This window comes from Flagellimonas baculiformis, assembly GCF_033441575.1.
Lineage (GTDB): Bacteria > Bacteroidota > Bacteroidia > Flavobacteriales > Flavobacteriaceae > Flagellimonas > Flagellimonas baculiformis.
The window spans coordinates 89,932-106,562 of record NZ_JAUZVW010000010.1; the positions used below are offsets into that span (position 1 = coordinate 89,932).

Here is a 16,631-nt window from a genome sequence, read left to right on the forward strand (position 1 = left end):
GTTAGTATTTGTTTTTTTGGTTTTTAAAGTTTCACATCATAGGCATCACTGTTTTTCGGGTTCTGTAATAGTTATCGTGTTCCCTTCTTTGGAATAGCTAAAATGGGTATGGGCCTGTATGGTCCGTAGAATGCGATCAAGGTCTTCCTCATCGAACATCCCGGTGAACCTCCGCTCCCCGAGCTTTTCATGCTTGTTGACAATCTTGATATTGAACTGTCGTTGAAGTCTTTTAATGATTTCCGACATTTCCTCGTTCTCGAACGACAATACGCCCTGGGTCCAAGAAATATATGGGGTCACATCCACATCCTCAATGACGAACCGATTTCCGCTCCCTTCCATGTTCGATGCCCTCTGGGAAGGTTTTAACATCTGTAAAATCCCGGCCACGGTATGTTCTGTGGAACCGATCCCAACCGATCCTTCCACGAGAACAACTTCAGAAATGTTGTCCTCATCATAGGCCGAAATATTAAACACGGTACCAAAAACTTGGGTATACATGTTCTTGGTGCCTACTATGAATGGTTGTCCTGGGTTCTTCGCCACCTCAAAAAATGCCTCTCCCTCCAATTGCACCTCTCTTTTGTCCATCCCCACAAATGAAGATGGGTAGGTAAGGGTGGACCCAGAGTTGAGCCTTACCACCGAACCATCCTGCAGGGTCAGGGAAAGACTTTTACCAAATGGTACCCTAAGGACGTTTTTCTTCACCTTGCCCTTGGTATCGGCCTCGGCATTCTGGGACAATACCCCTTTTACCAATGAAACTACCGTTTTTCCACTTTTGCTCTTGACAGTTGCGTCGCTATCGGGATCAAAACTGATGATTTCCCCATTATCCAACTGAAGGGTTATTTGATCGGAATCCAATCGAGGCTCCAAAACTGATGGCGAATTTTTTTGTAGGATAAAATAGGCTGCAGATGCGACGAGTATAACAACAGCGGCAGCATATTTCAAGACCTGTCTGCCCATGTACAAGGTGCGGACCTTCCTGCTTTCCTTTTCCTTGATGGTTTCCAAGAATTGTTTGAAAGCCTCTTCCGTTTCCCATGAACGGTTTTGATAATTGATAAGAAAGTCAGCCTGCACTAATTTTTTAAAGACCTCTTGGTTGTTCCCTTTCTTGACCCATTCATATAAAATGGTCATTTCCTCAGGGGTCGCCTCTTGGTTGATGTACTTGGTAATAATCCTCCTGATATCGAGTCTGGTCATTGGATATATGTTGTCTCTTTACTAAACAGACGCAGGTTTTAAAAAAAACCCTTACCCTATCGTAAAATTTTAACATTTAAAATATAGAAATGCCCATTTATCCTTAAAAAGGATAGAAGAAGTACAAATGGAAATCATGGGTGTAGGCCTAGAAAAATAGGGAGAGTTGTGCCTTTAGCCGTTTTAGTGCCTTGGCCATATGCACCTCAACTGTTTTTATGGAAATATGGAGTTTCTCGGAAATTTCTTTGTATTTAAGACCTTCCTTTTTGCTCAGGATAAATACCATTTTACACTGCTCAGGTAAATTTTCTATTTCTGCCTCTACTTTCTTGAGCCGTTCCTCAAAAAGGGAAGTATCTGTTTCCATCAACCCAAGATAAGCTTCCTGTTTCAAGCTCTCCAAGAGTTGAAACTCCTTTTTTTCTTTTCTTTTGCCGTCCAAAAATAAATTGTAGGCTATTTTGAAGAGGTATTTTTTGAGGCTGTTCTCCTTGATAAAGAGCTTTTCCCGGTTGGACCACATCTTTATAAAGGCCTGTTGCACAACATCTTCCGACACCCGCATATCCCCTGAAATGGCAGCTATGTAATTGCACAGTTCCCGATGGTATTGCTTGAACAAATGGCCATAGGCTTCCTCTGAGCCTTTTCTTAGCTGCTCAACGAGGTGATTTTCGTTATGATAGCTCTTTTGGTCCATGTTATTTTTAAAGGTTGGCCAGTCTTGATCTGGGCAATAACGTATATTCTTAAATTTTACGGTCTATCACATATCTTGCTTCTTCCACTTGAACCGTATCCTTGGTAAGATGCCTCCACCTGTACCTACTGGAAAATTCATGGGTTTTCCCTTCCACGATATCTGCAGCCATCGGGCCCAATAGCGGGGCCATCTTCAATCCGTGTCCACTTCCTCCCGAACTCACGGACAGTCCTTTTATAGTTGGATGGTTATCTATCCAGAAATGCCCATCCAATGTATCCGTGTATAAACACCTACGGGTATACACCAATGGTGCATTTGCCAACCCGGGAAAGGATTCCTTCACAAAAGACCTCATCTCCTCTACCTCTGCATCGGTAACCCGTCTATCCCCCTTTTCCGGGTCTATCTCGCTACCGTTTGAATGCTTGGCAAGCTTCACAATCCCCTGTTCTTCCAAATAAGGGAATCCATACCATCCTGTATTGGAAATATCTGCCGTAAAAACCGGAAAGTTATCCCCACTAAATTTTTTCGTGTCATTCGGCCTCAACCAGAAAACAGGGTGCCCTGTGGATTTCATATAGGGCCGCAGTTCTGGCACCAATACCGGGGTATGGGGACCAGCCGCCACCAATACGCGGTCTGCAGCATATTTTTCATTCTCCATCGTTCCAACCCCTTTCACCATATCGGTGTCGGTATCAATCCTGTTCACTGTCTGCCCTTCATGGACATGTACACCAAGTTCCCTTGCATGGGCCATCAAGGTCGTTAGCGTTAGTGTTGCATTTGCGTATCCCCCTATCGGGTTATAGATGGCCTCTGAATATGTTTGTGCATTTATCGCAGGAAATCTTTTTCGGATTTCCGATGGTGGTAATTGCTCTACCTCATACCCGTTGCGCAACAATTCCCTATAGCTAAACTTTTCAAAGCTTTGCTCCCCACTTTCAATGGATTTTCTGCAAAGCATCAAAAAACCCACTTCGTGGTAGAGTTCCTTCCCGAAGACATTGTTCCACTCCCGCCAAAGTTGAATGGACCGTTCGGCCATCTTAAAATATTCCCGGTCCGACCCATACTCCATACGTACCGCCTTGGTAACATCTGTCGATGCTGCCATGTGGTGTGGCAATGTGTCCGGATTCAACAATCCCACCTTATATTTTCGTTTGGCCAGTTCCACGGCTGCGGTAACACCAAATATTCCGCCTCCTATAACAAGAACGTCATACTTTTTCATGGCTCTGCATTTTGGATTTGAACAATTTCAATCCACAACCATCACAATAGATAAACACAGGCATATTCCTTAGTTTGTATGCTTTACAACTATCTTTTAACCAATGACAATTATGTCCCCGCATGAATAAATATTCAACAAATTATAAAAAAAACTTTAATTGACATCACTATAATTGTTTTTTACAAGAAAGCATTATTAATATTGCTTTTCAATCTTCAACATCAATTCATTTGACTAACTTGCTAATTATGAGTATACAGAAAATCAAGGATATTTGCATTTCGAAGCTTTCCGGTAAAAGAAAACTGGTCATACAATTTGCCTTGGATTTTCCAGATAAGGTGGTCTTGATGCGCATGAAAGAATTTGCCGATCATTTGGGCGTCAACCCAGCTACGGTCGTAAAAGCCTGTAAAGCCGTGGGCCTTAATGGTTTTTTTGAATTGAGGGAGCTCTTGAAACAAGAAGTGCAGCTCACTAGGGTAGATTCGGTATTTACAGGAATGATCCAGGAAGTCAAATCCCAGGGCAATCCCCAAAAAGTGGCCCAAGATGCTATTTTGGGTGACATCATGATGCTACAGAAAACCTATGAGTCCATGGAGTTTGATGTCATGGAAAAAATTGCGCGGGCCATAATCGGTTCCAATCACACTTACATTGTTGGGCTGGCACATATTGGTTTGGTTGCCAGATATATGGAACGTATCTGTAGGTCTGCGGTACCCCAAATCCATGCCAGTACCGAATACCATGGTGAACTTTTCTTGAACATGGATCATTTCAGTGAAAAGGATGTGGTGGTGGGTATTTGCTTGGACAAATGTCAGAACCAGACCATCGATGCCCTAAAGTTTGCCAAGGAAAGAAATGCGACCACTGTGGCAATTGTGGACAGTAATCTCTCCCCATTGTTGGAACATAGCGACCTTTCCATTTTGATCAATAGTTCACATAGTTTTTACTTTGGTGGAATGGTCGGGGCATACAGTGTGGTAAATGCCATTTTTTATAGCATGGCGAACATTCTTAAAGAAGAGACCGTCGCGCGGTTCAAGTTTTTTAGGGATATGTCCGAAAAGCAAAACATCTATAAAATTTAAAATGATAGACAAAGCCTAGCTAAAACAACCAAGGTCAATGCTATCTATTTAAAGTTATATTTTTTGAATTACAGCACAAATTCCTTGATTCCAATGACCTCGCTTTCAAGCTTTCCCAAAGTTCGGAGCGTCTTGACCATTCAAATTTATAAAGCAAATAAAATCATGCTCCGCACCATAAGCGTCTACAAATCGATCCCTACCACGTCAAAAAAATAACCCAATGAAATGTAAGGAAGGGATGAAATTAAAGTGGTTATATTTAACCGCCTCCAATCCATCCAAATGGATCACTCATTTATTTTAAAGTTATTCCTAAAGAACTATGATGGCCAAATGAAAAAATATACTGTGAACCATGTCCCAGCAAATAAACTCACCATCACGGGAAAAGCTGATGACCCATTGTGGGAACTAGCAGACAGCTTAACTGATTTTAACTCACCTTGGTGTGCTTTACAGGGTACAAAAACTGAATTCAGGTCCTTATGGGACGATGCCAATTTATATTTTATGTTCAAGGTTGTGGATTCGTACATCCATATAGATAATAAGGGCAGTGGCAATGAAAGTATTAATGTTTCGGACAGGGTCGAGCTCTTTTTTCGACAAGACGACTCCCTTGATCCCTACTATTGTCTCGAAATTGATCCTACTCCGCGAATCATGGATTTCCAGGCATTTCCAAAAAGGGTATTTGATTTTGACTGGAATTGGCCCGCAAACCATTTGACCGTAAAATCCCATTCGGGTACCGATGGTTTCACAGTTGAGGGTAAGATCAGTATGGCATCTTTGGAAAAACTGAATTTGGTCCATGACCATACCATTGAAACAGGAATCTTTAGGGCAAAGTATGTGAAGGTGGATGCATCCACGTACGAACCCATTTGGATAACTTGGGTAAATCCTGAAACGGAAACGCCCGATTTTCACATAGCCTCCTCATTTGGCATTTTGATACTCGGGCAAGAAAAATCCAACGTTACAGATAGGTAATCAGGTTTTCGGAGTTCACAATACCTATGGGCAACAGTTTTTTATTGGGTATTTCCTTGTTGAACAGAAAATGTTCGATCAAATAGGTCAATCCAAGATATGTCTGGGTCCTTGGGCTTTGGTGTATCAAAAATGAGATCATGTCCTTTTTCAACAGATCGATATTCTCATCCAATAGGTCGTATCCAATGACCTTGATGTTCTTTTGGTTATGCCCTTGAAGGATCTCCACCAAATTGTAGGATTTGGAAGTGGTCACAAAAAAACCAAAAGCCTTGTCCTGGGACTTCAAAAAATTGACCAGCGATTGATCTGGATTTTTTTGATCGACACTTAAGGTCAATATGGTGTAATCCGTGCCATTCAGTTCACTGAAATAATCCCGGAACCCTTTTTCCTTTTGCTGCATGTGAATCGCATTGTTCAGGGTTTCATCGAAATGACAGATCACAATGTCATGGGTATCGGGAACTATGGTGTGCATTAATTTGGCGGCCACTCTCCCACTTTGGTACAGATCCAGTCCCACATAGTTTATCGCTTCCTCCAAAACTATTTGGCTATTGAACGTACTCACCACAACGCCTGCCGATCTGTAATTGTTCACGGCACTTATACTTTCCTTATGGAAAAGAGGTGAAAGCAGTACCGCATCAGGTCCCAATTCCAATACCTTCTTGTTGACCTCCTTGAAAGAAGCAGTGCTGGTGGGCTGGTAAAAAAACAGTTTGATGTCCACCAAAAAAGACTTGAATTCCTCAATAGCTTGAATGACCCCCTCAACACAGGGTGCCCAAAAGTTGTCCTCTTTGGGATTGGGCAAAACCACATAAATTTGGTAAACCTTGTTGTTTTTTAGATTCCTTGCTATGGGGTTGGGTTGGTAGTCTATCTCACCAAGTATTTTTGTGACTTTGTCCAGGGCCTTTTGGGAAACCTTTCCCCGTTTGTGGATCACCCTGTCCACAGTCCCTTTTGATACTCCTGCCAGTTCAGCAATATCCTTTATGGTGTACTTCTTCATAATTAAGCAAATATATAAAAACTAAAGTTTGCCCGTAAAAAATGTGCTCGAAAACACTTTTTTTGTGTGTTCGAGCACATTTTTTGGTGTTTTCCTTTTTTTTTCTGAAAAAAACAAATACATTCGTTTGAAAGCGTGACCAAATGTTGACGATTTTTTAATGAAAAATTAAAGGGTTTTTGGTTCGAAACACGCATCGGTTTAAAGATCAATATGAGAAAAATAATATCATTGGCCCCTGGAAGAACATGTCTGTTCGGTGATCACCAAGACTATTTGGGGCTACCTGTTATTGCCTGTGCCATTAACAGAAAAATACAACTTACGGCTGTCGAAAATGGGCTGCAGGTCTTTAATATAGACAAGCCGGACATCAACCAGAAGAGGACCATATCCATTCATGAGGATTTTGAGCATATTAAACAAGGGGACCATTTATTGCATGCCCTCAAAGTTTTGAAGCGCTACAATTGTGTGCCCAACAAGGGCTATGACATAGAGATCAAAGGTGACCTGCCCATCAATGCTGGAACATCCAGTTCTTCCGCCGTTGTTGTTTCCTGGGTCAACTTTTTGATCGAAGCCTTTGGCATAGATACCGAGGTGACCCCGGAACTGATCTCACAGCTTTCATACGAATCCGAGGTATTGGAACAAAAGGCGCCAGGAGGAAAAATGGACCAATACAGCATAGGGTTGGGCAACATTGTGTTCATAGAAACTGGGGACGATTTTTCATTTGAGGTCATAAACCAGCCTTTGCAAGGAATCATCATTGGAGAATCCGGCATCCCCAAAGAGACTGTGGGACTTTTGGGTGAATTGAGGGAAAAAGCAAAGTTGGCGATACGTGCCGTGAAGGACAAAATCAAGGATTTTGACATCAAAACCGCCAAGCGGGAAAATCTTGGGGAATATTTGAGCCATGTGCCCGACCATCTACAAGGCTATTTGTACGCGGCGGTGGTAAATCATGACATCACCCAACGCGCCTTGAATGAATTTAAAAAACCTAACCTGGATTTTGAACAGATCGGAAGGTTGATGAGCGAACACCACGACATCCTAAAGAACATTTTGAAGATCACCGTTCCAAGGATCGACGACATGATCGAAGGTGCTCTGAATGCTGGTGCCTACGGAGCCAAGATCGTGGGTTCTGGCGGCGGCGGCAGTATTGTGGCCCTGGCTCCCGCAGGAAAAGAACTCCAGGTGGTCCAGGGCATCAAAGAAGCGGGAGGAATAAATGCCTACGAGGTCAGTGTGGACACCGGGGCGAGAATACTTGAATCCACATGAAAAGTCAACATGGACCCATTCAGGTGATTCACTAAAGGGAGCTTAAATTTTAACGTCACTGAAGTTAAAAGGGGATTGAACTTGAAAACCAAATAACAAATAACTACAAACTAAACTATGGATTATGAATGAACAAGCTTTGACGAACCCAGAAAAAAAACCGGAAAATGTTCCAGCACTTCCCGGTCGAAATACGTGACCTAATTTAATCTCTAAATACTAATAAATCACCAACGAAAAATATGAAAAAAAATATGAAACTACTCGGTGGGAAGAGCGTTGGGTTTTATTTCGATTTGAAACTGAAACTAACCGTATTGATAGCGTTAGTCTTTTTATTCAAAACGAATGCAGGAACCCATTCACCAAACGCGAACCCGGATATTGAGGCCTATAGGCTTCAAGATAGGACAATTACAGGTACCGTAACAGATGAATCAGGGGTCCCGCTCCCCGGCGCAACAGTATTTGTAAAAGGGACATCTACAGGGACCACAACGGATTTTGATGGAAATTACAGCATAACCATACCAAGTGGAAGCTCCACTATCGTTTTTTCCTATGTCGGTTACCTAACCCAAGAAGTACGGATCAACCAACAATCGGAGGTCAATGTTTCCTTGGCTCCCGATAACACCATTTTGGATGAGGTCGTTGTGGTCGGATACGGTACACAACGGAAAAAAGATATAGCAGGGGCCATCTCCACCGTGGAGACGGAGGAATTGGTATTGTCATCATCCCCGTCCATAGGTGATGTGCTCAGGGGAAAGGTTTCCGGTCTGCAGATTACCCAGAACAGTGCCCAGCCGGGAGGTGGTTTGGACTTTCAGATCAGGGGTGCAGGATCCATCAATGCCAGCAACCAGCCCCTGATCGTTGTTGATGGTTTTCCCATAACCGATTTTCAACAACCAGGGACCGGCAATAGGTACAGCGGAGGAACGCAAAGTATCCTGAACTCCTTCAACCCCAATGATATCGAGTCCATCTCAGTGCTAAAAGATGCGAGTGCCACTTCTATTTATGGGGCAAGGGCAGCAAATGGGGTCATTTTGATCACCACCAAAAAAGGGGTTTCCGGAAAAGTTGAGGTAAGCTATTCTTCTTCCTTTTCTTACCAAGCCTATAATGATGATTTTGACGTGTTGAGCTTGCAGGAATGGATGAAACTAAGAAATGATGCCGCTTACGAAAACTGGTTGTTCCAGAATAGAGTGGAACCATACAGCAGTGGCAACACCAGTAGCAGGACATTGGAAGAAGCCATCGCGAACCCTGTCAATGGTGTCGCCTTTACCCGATTCTATTCGGACGACCAAATCAACAATGCGGGACAAAGCACGGATTGGTTGGGTCTGGTGACAAGGGATGGTAGCACACAGCAACATAACCTTTCCATAAGAGGTGGGACCGAAAGCACTAGATATTATCTTTCAGGAAACCTATATGATCAAAAAGGGATACTGAAGAACTCAGCATTTGAAAGAGCTGCGTTACGGTTCAACCTCGATCAAAAATTGAATGACTACCTATCGGTCGGGATGAACCTTACCATGAGTAGGATCAACAATGACAATAGCCAATTGGGGGGCGACCGTTATGAAAATTCCGGTCTTTTGAGATCGGCATTGCAGTACGGTCCACACATACAGGCCATTGATGAAAATGGGTATTACCCCATAAATCCGGACAATTCCCAAGAACCTAACCCCTATTCACTCCTTACAATTACCGATCAAGGGGTGATAGACAGGACCCTAACCAACTTTTTCACGGAAATAAAACCATTAAAAGGAATGGTGGCGAGGTTCCAAGCCGGTTTTGACCAAGGCCATACCAGTAGAAACACCTATCTGCCCAGAACAACCTTGTATGGGGAACTGGTAAGTGGCAAGGCTACCATCGCCAATGAGAAAAAGAACGATGCGCTTTTTGATTTCACGTTGAACTACACCACACTCATTAACGATGAGCATAATTTCAATTTCTTGGTAGGCTATTCAAGACAAAAATACCGGTCAGAAAGTGCTTCGTCAGGCAATGAGGATTTTATAACAGATGCTTTCCTATGGAATAATATCAATGCTGGGGCTGGACCCAGAGTAGTGTCCTCAACTAAGTATGAAAACAACTTGGTCTCCTATTTTGGCAGGGTAAATTATACCTATAAAGATCGGTATATTCTATCATCCACCATACGTAGGGATGGTTCCAGCGTTTTCTCCAGAAACAATAGGTTCGCCCTCTTTCCATCCATTGCACTCGGGTGGGATATTGCCGGCGAGCCCTTCATGGAAAATCTAAATGATGCCATATCACAATTAAAATTGAGGATCGGTTATGGAGAAACAGGAAATGCTGATATCGGCTCCAATGCTTTTGCGGCATTTTACGCCCAACCCGCTTACCTCAATCCAGACGAATCCATTCTAATTGGTGTGTTCCCCTCAAGGTTGGAAAATCCTGATTTGAAATGGGAGACCACAAAGGAAATCAACCTAGGGCTTGACTTTGAAGTATTGAAGGGAAGGATATCTGGATCTGTGGAGGTGTATGACAAAGAGATTTCAGATCTATTGCAAATAAAACCCATCAATTCCTATAATGAAATAAATCAGGTTTGGGCAAACGTGGGATCTACACAAAGTAGAGGGGTCGAAGTAACCCTGAACACCGTAAATGTGGATGCCAAAGATTTTAAATGGAGAAGCACACTGGTCTTCTCAAAATTCGAGGACAGATGGAAGGAAAGAGCGGAAGACTGGAAACCAAGCATCTACGAAAGTGTCGATGATCCTATCCGTGCCCGTTACACATATTTGTCCGATGGTGTCATGCAAATTGGGGAGCAAGTCCCTGCACAACCCGAACTGTTCCCAGGGCAGATAAAAATCAAGGACCTAAATGGTTTTTCACGCGATGGCGCCGGCAACCCCATAGTGGATGAAAACGGGCGATTTATCCCTACTGGTGAACCAGATGGCATTATTGATGAAGCCGATATTGTGATGACAGGCTCTACAGATCCAGATTTTATAGCAGGTTTCAGTAATAGCATACAGTACAAAAACTTTCAGCTCAATTTCCATTTCAACGGAATGTTCGGAAGGCAGATCGTTGATGCCACCGATCTTGCACTAGGTGTTTCTGCCGATGGCGTTTGGCAAAATGGGCGCAATGCATTACGGAACATCTACAACAGATGGACCCCGGACAATCCAACCAACGACAGGCCCGCATCACACTATGGCTATACACAATACAGTGCAGGGGATTTCTTTTTGCAAGATGCATGGTTCATCCGATTGCAGAACTTGTCGCTCTCCTATACGTTACCGTCCAAATGGACCGGAAAACTGTTCAACAGTGCGTCCATCAGGTTTGATGCCCAAAATTTATTCCTAATTACACCTTTTGAAGGTGTTGACCCTGAAACCAATGGGTATGACAGCAGGTTGGCAGGTTCCGATCAGGATCCCACAAACCTCGTGGCTGCCTACCCAAATGTGAAGACCTATACACTAGGATTGGATTTAAAATTTTAAAAAAATGATTATGAAAAAGTTTAAACTAATACTGTTGGGGCTTCTGGTAGCCTTTACATTTGGGTGTGACCCAGAGCTTGAATCAATTAATTATGATGAGATCAACCCGGCCATATTTCCAGCTTCGGAAGCTGATGTGGAAGCCTTGGTCGTAGCGGCCTACTATCCCTTGAGAGGTTCTTGGTGGAATGGTATACACACCACCTCGGAACGCGGGATCATGTTTGTCAATGATGCTTCCACCGAAATACTCCAAGGAAATTTCGGGGTACAGCAATTGGCAACCTTGCATAGCTACGTGCCCACAAGTGAGGGTGTTACTAGGTTCTATGACGATTTCTACAATAGGATCAGTTCCAACACATTGAGCATAGACCGATTGGAAAATTCCACTGTCAATGAGAATATCAAAAAAAGAGGAATTGCCGAACTGAAGTGCGCCAGGGCATTTTTGAGCTACGAGCTTTTCGATATGTACGGTCCCATTGTGGTGGCACCATTGGAAGTTTTGCAAAACCCATTGATAGAGACACCGCTGGCAAGACTTGGCTATAGTGAAATGGTAAACTTTATTGAGCAGGATCTATTGGATGCCGTCGAAGATTTGCCTTCCCCCGAAGATGCTGCCTATGGGAGATTTAGCAAAGGTTTTGCGAGAATGCTCCTGATCAGGTTGTACCTACATGAGAAAAGATGGGCGGATGTGGAAGCACAGGCAAATGCCATTATGGACATGAACTATTACGAATTGACCGATGATTATGTGGATATGTTCAGTACAAATTCTCAAGTTGATAACAAGGAAATAATCTTTGCCGTTCCCGCTGATTATGCCGCAACCAGTGAAAACCAATGGCAACAGATGGCCTTGCCTTCCAACTACCCAGACATAAGCGGATGGGCCACCATACAAAGCTCTTGGATGTTTTACGATTCATTTGAACCCAATGATGTCAGAAAAACATATTTGATAGCTGAATATACAGGAACTGATGGAGTTACCTACAATAGGAACAACCCTGGTAATGTGATGCAAATGGGGCCTATCCCATTAAAAATAGAAAACGACCCGAACAGGACCACACTTACCACTATCGATATCATACTCTACAGATATGCCGATGTTATTTTGTCAAAGGCCGAAGCCATAGCCAATAAAAATGGTGCTCCCAATCAGGAGGCCATAGACTTGGTCAATGAAATTAGAAATAGGGCCGGATTGGATGATATCGCCTTGGCCGACTATGCCGATATAGATTCCTTCAACGAAATGATCCTTGTGGAAAGATCTCATGAATATTGGTGTGAAAATGGGCAGTACAGATCGGATTTGATACGACATGGCAAGTTTGTGGAACATTCCATAGAGCTCAATGGAAGTGCCAGCCAAGCTGCCCCATATAAAGAAGTTTACCCATTTTCATTGGCAAGGATAAGCGAGGGCAAAGGAGCATTTATACAAAATCCTGGATATAATTAATTTGAATTAGTTGATAAAAGGGTTGATTTGGAAAGTTTTCGCCTTGGAACGATCAATATTGAGTCAACCCTTTTTTACAAATCCTAAATAAAAAAATTAGGCAATGGCAATGGACACGAGAAGAGATTTTATAAAAAAATCCGCAATGTTGGGAGCGGGAATATCATTGATGCCAAGTTTTGGTTTTGCAACCAATGGCCGGACGGACAAGCTCAATATCGGTATGATCGGCGTTGGCCTCAGGGGAACCAATCACTTGGAGAATCTCTTGTTGAGGGACGACGTAAATATTACCGCTATTTGCGACATAGACCCAAGCAGAACAAAACTTGCCACGGAAAAGATAACGGGCAAAGGCCATAAAAAACCTTTGGTTTTTGGTAAGGACAGTTATGACTACAAAAACCTTTTGGCCTTGGACAATGTCGATGCCGTTGTAATATCAACTCCATGGCTATGGCATACCCGTATGGCCAAGGACGCCATGCGGGCCGGGAAATATACCGGTCTGGAAGTGTCCGCTGCCAATACCCTTGAAGAATGTTGGGATTTGGTGAATGCGCACGAGGAAACCGGCACCCACCTCATGATCTTGGAAAATGTGAACTACCGCAGGGATATCATGGCGGTTTTGAACATGGTTAGGCAAAACGTATTTGGGGAACTGATCCATTTCAGGTGTGGTTACCAACACGATCTGCGCGAAGTCAAGTTCAACAATGGAAAACAACCGTACGGAGGGGGCGTGGAATTTGGCGAGAAAGCAATCTCCGAGGCCAAGTGGAGAACACAGCACTCGGTCCTAAGAAATGCAGACCTCTACCCTACCCATGGCGTGGGACCCATAGCGGTCATGTGCGACATCAATCGGGGCAACAGATTTTTGTCCTTGACATCACATGCCACAAAAAGCGTTGGCCTGCACAACTACATTGTCCAGCAGGGAGGCGAAAACCATCCCAATGCCAAAGTGAAGTTCAAACTGGGGGATATTGTGACATCTACCATAGAAACAGCGAACGGGGAAACCATAATCGTTACCCACGACACCAATTTGCCAAGACCCTATTCCCTCGGCTTTAGGGTTCAAGGCGCGAACGGTCTGTGGGAAGTGGATGGAAACAGGATCCATATTGCAGGGATCACCGAAGCCCATCAATGGGACGATGCCGACAAATGGCTGGAAAAATATGACCACCCCTTATGGAAAAAATATGGGGAACATGCCACCGGAGCCGGACATGGAGGAATGGATTTCTTTGTGATCCACGCTTTTGTCGAATCCGCCAAATTGGGCGTTGCCCCGCCATTGGATGCCTATGATGCAGCAGCTTGGAGCGCAATTACACCACTATCCGAAGTTTCCATTGAAAACAATGGGGAACCACAGGATTTTCCTGATTTTACCAGAGGGGGTTGGATCAACAGAAAACCCTATGACTGGATCAAAGACGAATATTAATCGACTTTTAACTACGACAAACTATGAAATGCCCATGAACGGATTTATTAAACCTTCCAATTTTTTTATTGGGACGATATGTTCTGAGGGCATTGCACCTGCCTGCCAGCATAGGCAGGTCTGACCTTTAAAAAAAACTAGTAAAAATGAACAGATGAAATATAAATTTATAACCCTATTCATTTTGTGCATCATCAGTTGTGGCAGTGATGGTACCGGTTCCGGCGAAACGCCCATCGAACCAGAACCGGTGGACGACACCATAAACGCCATAACCTATACTGCATCAAATGAGGTCATACCAAACCCCGAAAGGGGGTTCATGCACCATTGGGCCGTGGAATCCGAAGGAGCACCGCTCAGTGTGGCAATGCTCAATGCCCTTAAAAACGAGAAGGTCACCATCATCAATCGGATCTATTATTTGGATGCGTTCAAAGATGCGGACCTCAGCGCAGCAGAACTGGAGCTGATCACCACCGATTTTGAAAGATTGAGAACATCCGGTGTCAAATGCATTCTCCGTTTTGCCTATAACAGCGATCAGAATGAGACTGATGCCCCCTTGAGCAGGGTCCTTGCCCACTTGGACCAACTGCAACCTGTTCTGACCGACAATGCCGATGTCATCGCATTTGTCCAAGCTGGTTTCATAGGGTCTTGGGGAGAATGGTACTACACCACCAATAATTTGACCACGGTTGAGAACAAAAGGGCCATCCTCAATAAATTATTGGAGGTCTTGCCCAAAGAAATCAAAGTCCAGGTCAGGACCCCTTTGTACAAGCAGGAAACATTCGAGTACTCCACGGCCATGGATGCATCCGTCGGCTATGGGGACAGCGATGTTGCCCGTGTAGGGTTCCATAACGATTGCTTTTTGGCCAGTTCAGATGACTATGGAACCTATCAAAATGTTGCTGTTGAAAAACAATACATCAGCGATGAAGCACTTTTTGTGCCCACCGGGGGTGAGACCTGTCCCCCCACCAATGTTCCGATTGCCAGTTGCAATACGGCAGATACGGAAATGTCCTTGTTGAAATGGACCTATCTGAACCTTGATTATTATGGCCCTGTACTTCAGGAATGGAGAAACAATGATTGCTTTGAGGATTTTCAAAAGGAATTGGGATATCGACTTTTATTGAAGACGGCCCGTCTAAAAAAGGAAGTGACCGTCAATGGCAATTTTGAACTGGACCTGGTGCTTGAAAATGTAGGATTTGCACCTGTTTACAACAAAAAGAATGCTTTTTTGGTGTTCAAATCCGTTGGCGATGGAACGGTGTACAAAAAGGCGTTGGGCCTTGATGTGAGAAAGGTGGTGCCTGATTCCGATTACGACCTGAAGGAAAGCATCGGCCTTGCGGACATACCTGCTGGGGAGTACAAGCTCTATATCAAAATAGAGGATACTTATGCCACATTGAAGGATAGGCCCGAATATGCCATCCAATTGGCAAACTCCGGCACTTGGGAGGCTAGCACCGGCATGAACGAATTATTGCATTCTTTGACCATTAATTAAAAAAACTATAACCGCTAAATACATAAGTCATGAAAAAATTCAAGCTTTTATATTGTCTTTTGGCCGTGTCACTACTTGTTGGTTGTGATTCGGATGACTCTTCCGGTTCGGAGAGCAGCATTACGGCCGACTTTTCATTCACAAGTGATGGCAGCACATTCACTTTTACAAACCTGTCCGAAGGGGCCACTTCCTACCGATGGGATTTTGGCGACCTTTATTTTTATTCCTATGAAGAGAACCCTGTGTACACCTATGCCGTCAAAGGTGGGGAACTTACCGTTACGTTGACCGCAATGAATGAGGCAGGGGAAGAGGCACATGTATCAAAACAGATCAGTGCTCCGGTCATCATTGTTGCCAATATTGATATAGATGGGGAATTTGAGGATTGGGAAGAGGTGCCTGTCTATTATGAATTCACAGGCTCTGTCAAAAAAATGAAGTACTACACCAAGGGGCCTAACATCGATATCTATTTTGAAGGAGGTCCGGACATGACATTGGACGTTGTGGACATGCTCTTCAATGCTGATGAGGACAACACCACAGGATATACTGAAAACTGGGGCATTGGTGCGGAATATCTGTTCGAGGGACCTCCAATTTTAGGTTCTTGGGGAAGTTTCTATTCACATCCTGGAACAGGCAACGGCTGGGCATGGGATTGGATAGGACTGGATGGCCATGGGTTTGAATCTTCCGGTGCGGTTGTGGTGGATGGCGAGACCAATGCCATAGAAATGCGGTTTCCCAAAAGCTTTTTTGGAACAGTTGGAGATACCATTGATTTCGGTATGTGGGTAAATTGGGGTGCTGAGTACTATCCAAGCGATACCGCTGGTCCGCCCATCAGTATTGAAATTCAAAGGTAAAGACCTATATAACTCAACTTGAGCAGTTCCAATACTTGATCAATGAGATGTAGATAGATCTACCGATCTTAGAAAATAACCTTCTAAACCAATTGCAATAAACGGAAACCCTGATAAATCAACCAAGAAGA

General features: G+C 43.7%; 12 protein-coding genes. 8 read left to right on the forward strand and 4 right to left on the reverse strand.

Translation table 11 applies throughout. The features are described from left to right. Positions 1-45: 45 nt before the first annotated feature. From SD450_RS14325 to SD450_RS14335, 3 genes are all read right to left on the reverse strand, one after another. On the reverse strand, positions 46-1,224 hold the full coding sequence (locus SD450_RS14325) for a FecR family protein (protein ID WP_318345144.1): 1,179 nt from the start codon (positions 1,222-1,224) through the stop codon (positions 46-48). A 148-nt stretch (positions 1,225-1,372) separates the two neighbouring features. Further along, positions 1,373-1,927 carry an RNA polymerase sigma factor gene (locus tag SD450_RS14330; protein WP_318345145.1) on the reverse strand — a complete coding sequence of 185 codons (555 nt, stop codon included), beginning with the start codon at positions 1,925-1,927 and terminating at the stop codon, positions 1,373-1,375. 49 nt (positions 1,928-1,976) lie between these two features. Beyond that, positions 1,977-3,176 carry an FAD-dependent oxidoreductase gene (locus SD450_RS14335; RefSeq protein WP_318345146.1) on the reverse strand — a complete coding sequence of 400 codons (1,200 nt, stop codon included), beginning with the start codon at positions 3,174-3,176 and terminating at the stop codon, positions 1,977-1,979. Between the two features lie 251 nt (positions 3,177-3,427). On the opposite strand from SD450_RS14335, the gene SD450_RS14340 reads away from it, so the two are divergent. Together SD450_RS14340 and SD450_RS14345 are read left to right on the forward strand one after the other, a co-directional pair. Next, positions 3,428-4,282: a MurR/RpiR family transcriptional regulator gene (locus SD450_RS14340; protein ID WP_318345147.1), complete on the forward strand. Its 855-nt coding sequence runs from the start codon at positions 3,428-3,430 to the stop codon at positions 4,280-4,282. 336 nt (positions 4,283-4,618) lie between these two features. Beyond that, positions 4,619-5,281 (forward strand): carbohydrate-binding family 9-like protein, encoded by a 663-nt coding sequence (locus tag SD450_RS14345; protein ID WP_318345148.1) that lies wholly within the window; start codon positions 4,619-4,621, stop codon positions 5,279-5,281. On the opposite strand, the gene SD450_RS14350 is transcribed toward SD450_RS14345, so the two are convergent. Next, the gene (locus tag SD450_RS14350) at positions 5,268-6,305 is read right to left on the reverse strand and encodes a LacI family DNA-binding transcriptional regulator (RefSeq protein WP_318345149.1); all 1,038 of its coding nucleotides are present in this window, start codon (positions 6,303-6,305) and stop codon (positions 5,268-5,270) included. The genes SD450_RS14345 and SD450_RS14350 overlap by 14 nt on opposite strands. A 213-nt stretch (positions 6,306-6,518) precedes the next feature. On the opposite strand from SD450_RS14350, the gene SD450_RS14355 reads away from it, so the two are divergent. The 6 genes from SD450_RS14355 to SD450_RS14380 all read left to right on the forward strand — a co-directional run bounded on the left by SD450_RS14355 (position 6,519) and on the right by SD450_RS14380 (position 16,500). Then, positions 6,519-7,604 (forward strand): mevalonate kinase family protein, encoded by a 1,086-nt coding sequence (locus SD450_RS14355; protein ID WP_318345150.1) that lies wholly within the window; start codon positions 6,519-6,521, stop codon positions 7,602-7,604. Between the two features lie 254 nt (positions 7,605-7,858). Continuing rightward, positions 7,859-11,152, forward strand: coding sequence for a SusC/RagA family TonB-linked outer membrane protein (locus SD450_RS14360; RefSeq protein WP_318345151.1), 3,294 nt, complete (start codon positions 7,859-7,861; stop codon positions 11,150-11,152). A gap of 10 nt (positions 11,153-11,162) precedes the next feature. Further along, positions 11,163-12,632 (forward strand): RagB/SusD family nutrient uptake outer membrane protein, encoded by a 1,470-nt coding sequence (locus SD450_RS14365; RefSeq protein WP_318345152.1) that lies wholly within the window; start codon positions 11,163-11,165, stop codon positions 12,630-12,632. Between the two features lie 109 nt (positions 12,633-12,741). Beyond that, a complete protein-coding gene (locus tag SD450_RS14370; RefSeq protein ID WP_318345153.1) occupies positions 12,742-14,094 on the forward strand; it encodes a Gfo/Idh/MocA family protein in 1,353 nt (450 codons plus the stop codon). 154 nt (positions 14,095-14,248) lie between these two features. Further along, positions 14,249-15,625 (forward strand): DUF4832 domain-containing protein, encoded by a 1,377-nt coding sequence (locus tag SD450_RS14375; protein ID WP_318345154.1) that lies wholly within the window; start codon positions 14,249-14,251, stop codon positions 15,623-15,625. A 29-nt stretch (positions 15,626-15,654) separates the two neighbouring features. Then, entirely contained in the window at positions 15,655-16,500 is an 846-nt protein-coding gene (locus SD450_RS14380; RefSeq protein WP_318345155.1) for a PKD domain-containing protein, read from the forward strand. The last annotated feature ends 131 nt before the right edge of the window (positions 16,501-16,631 follow it).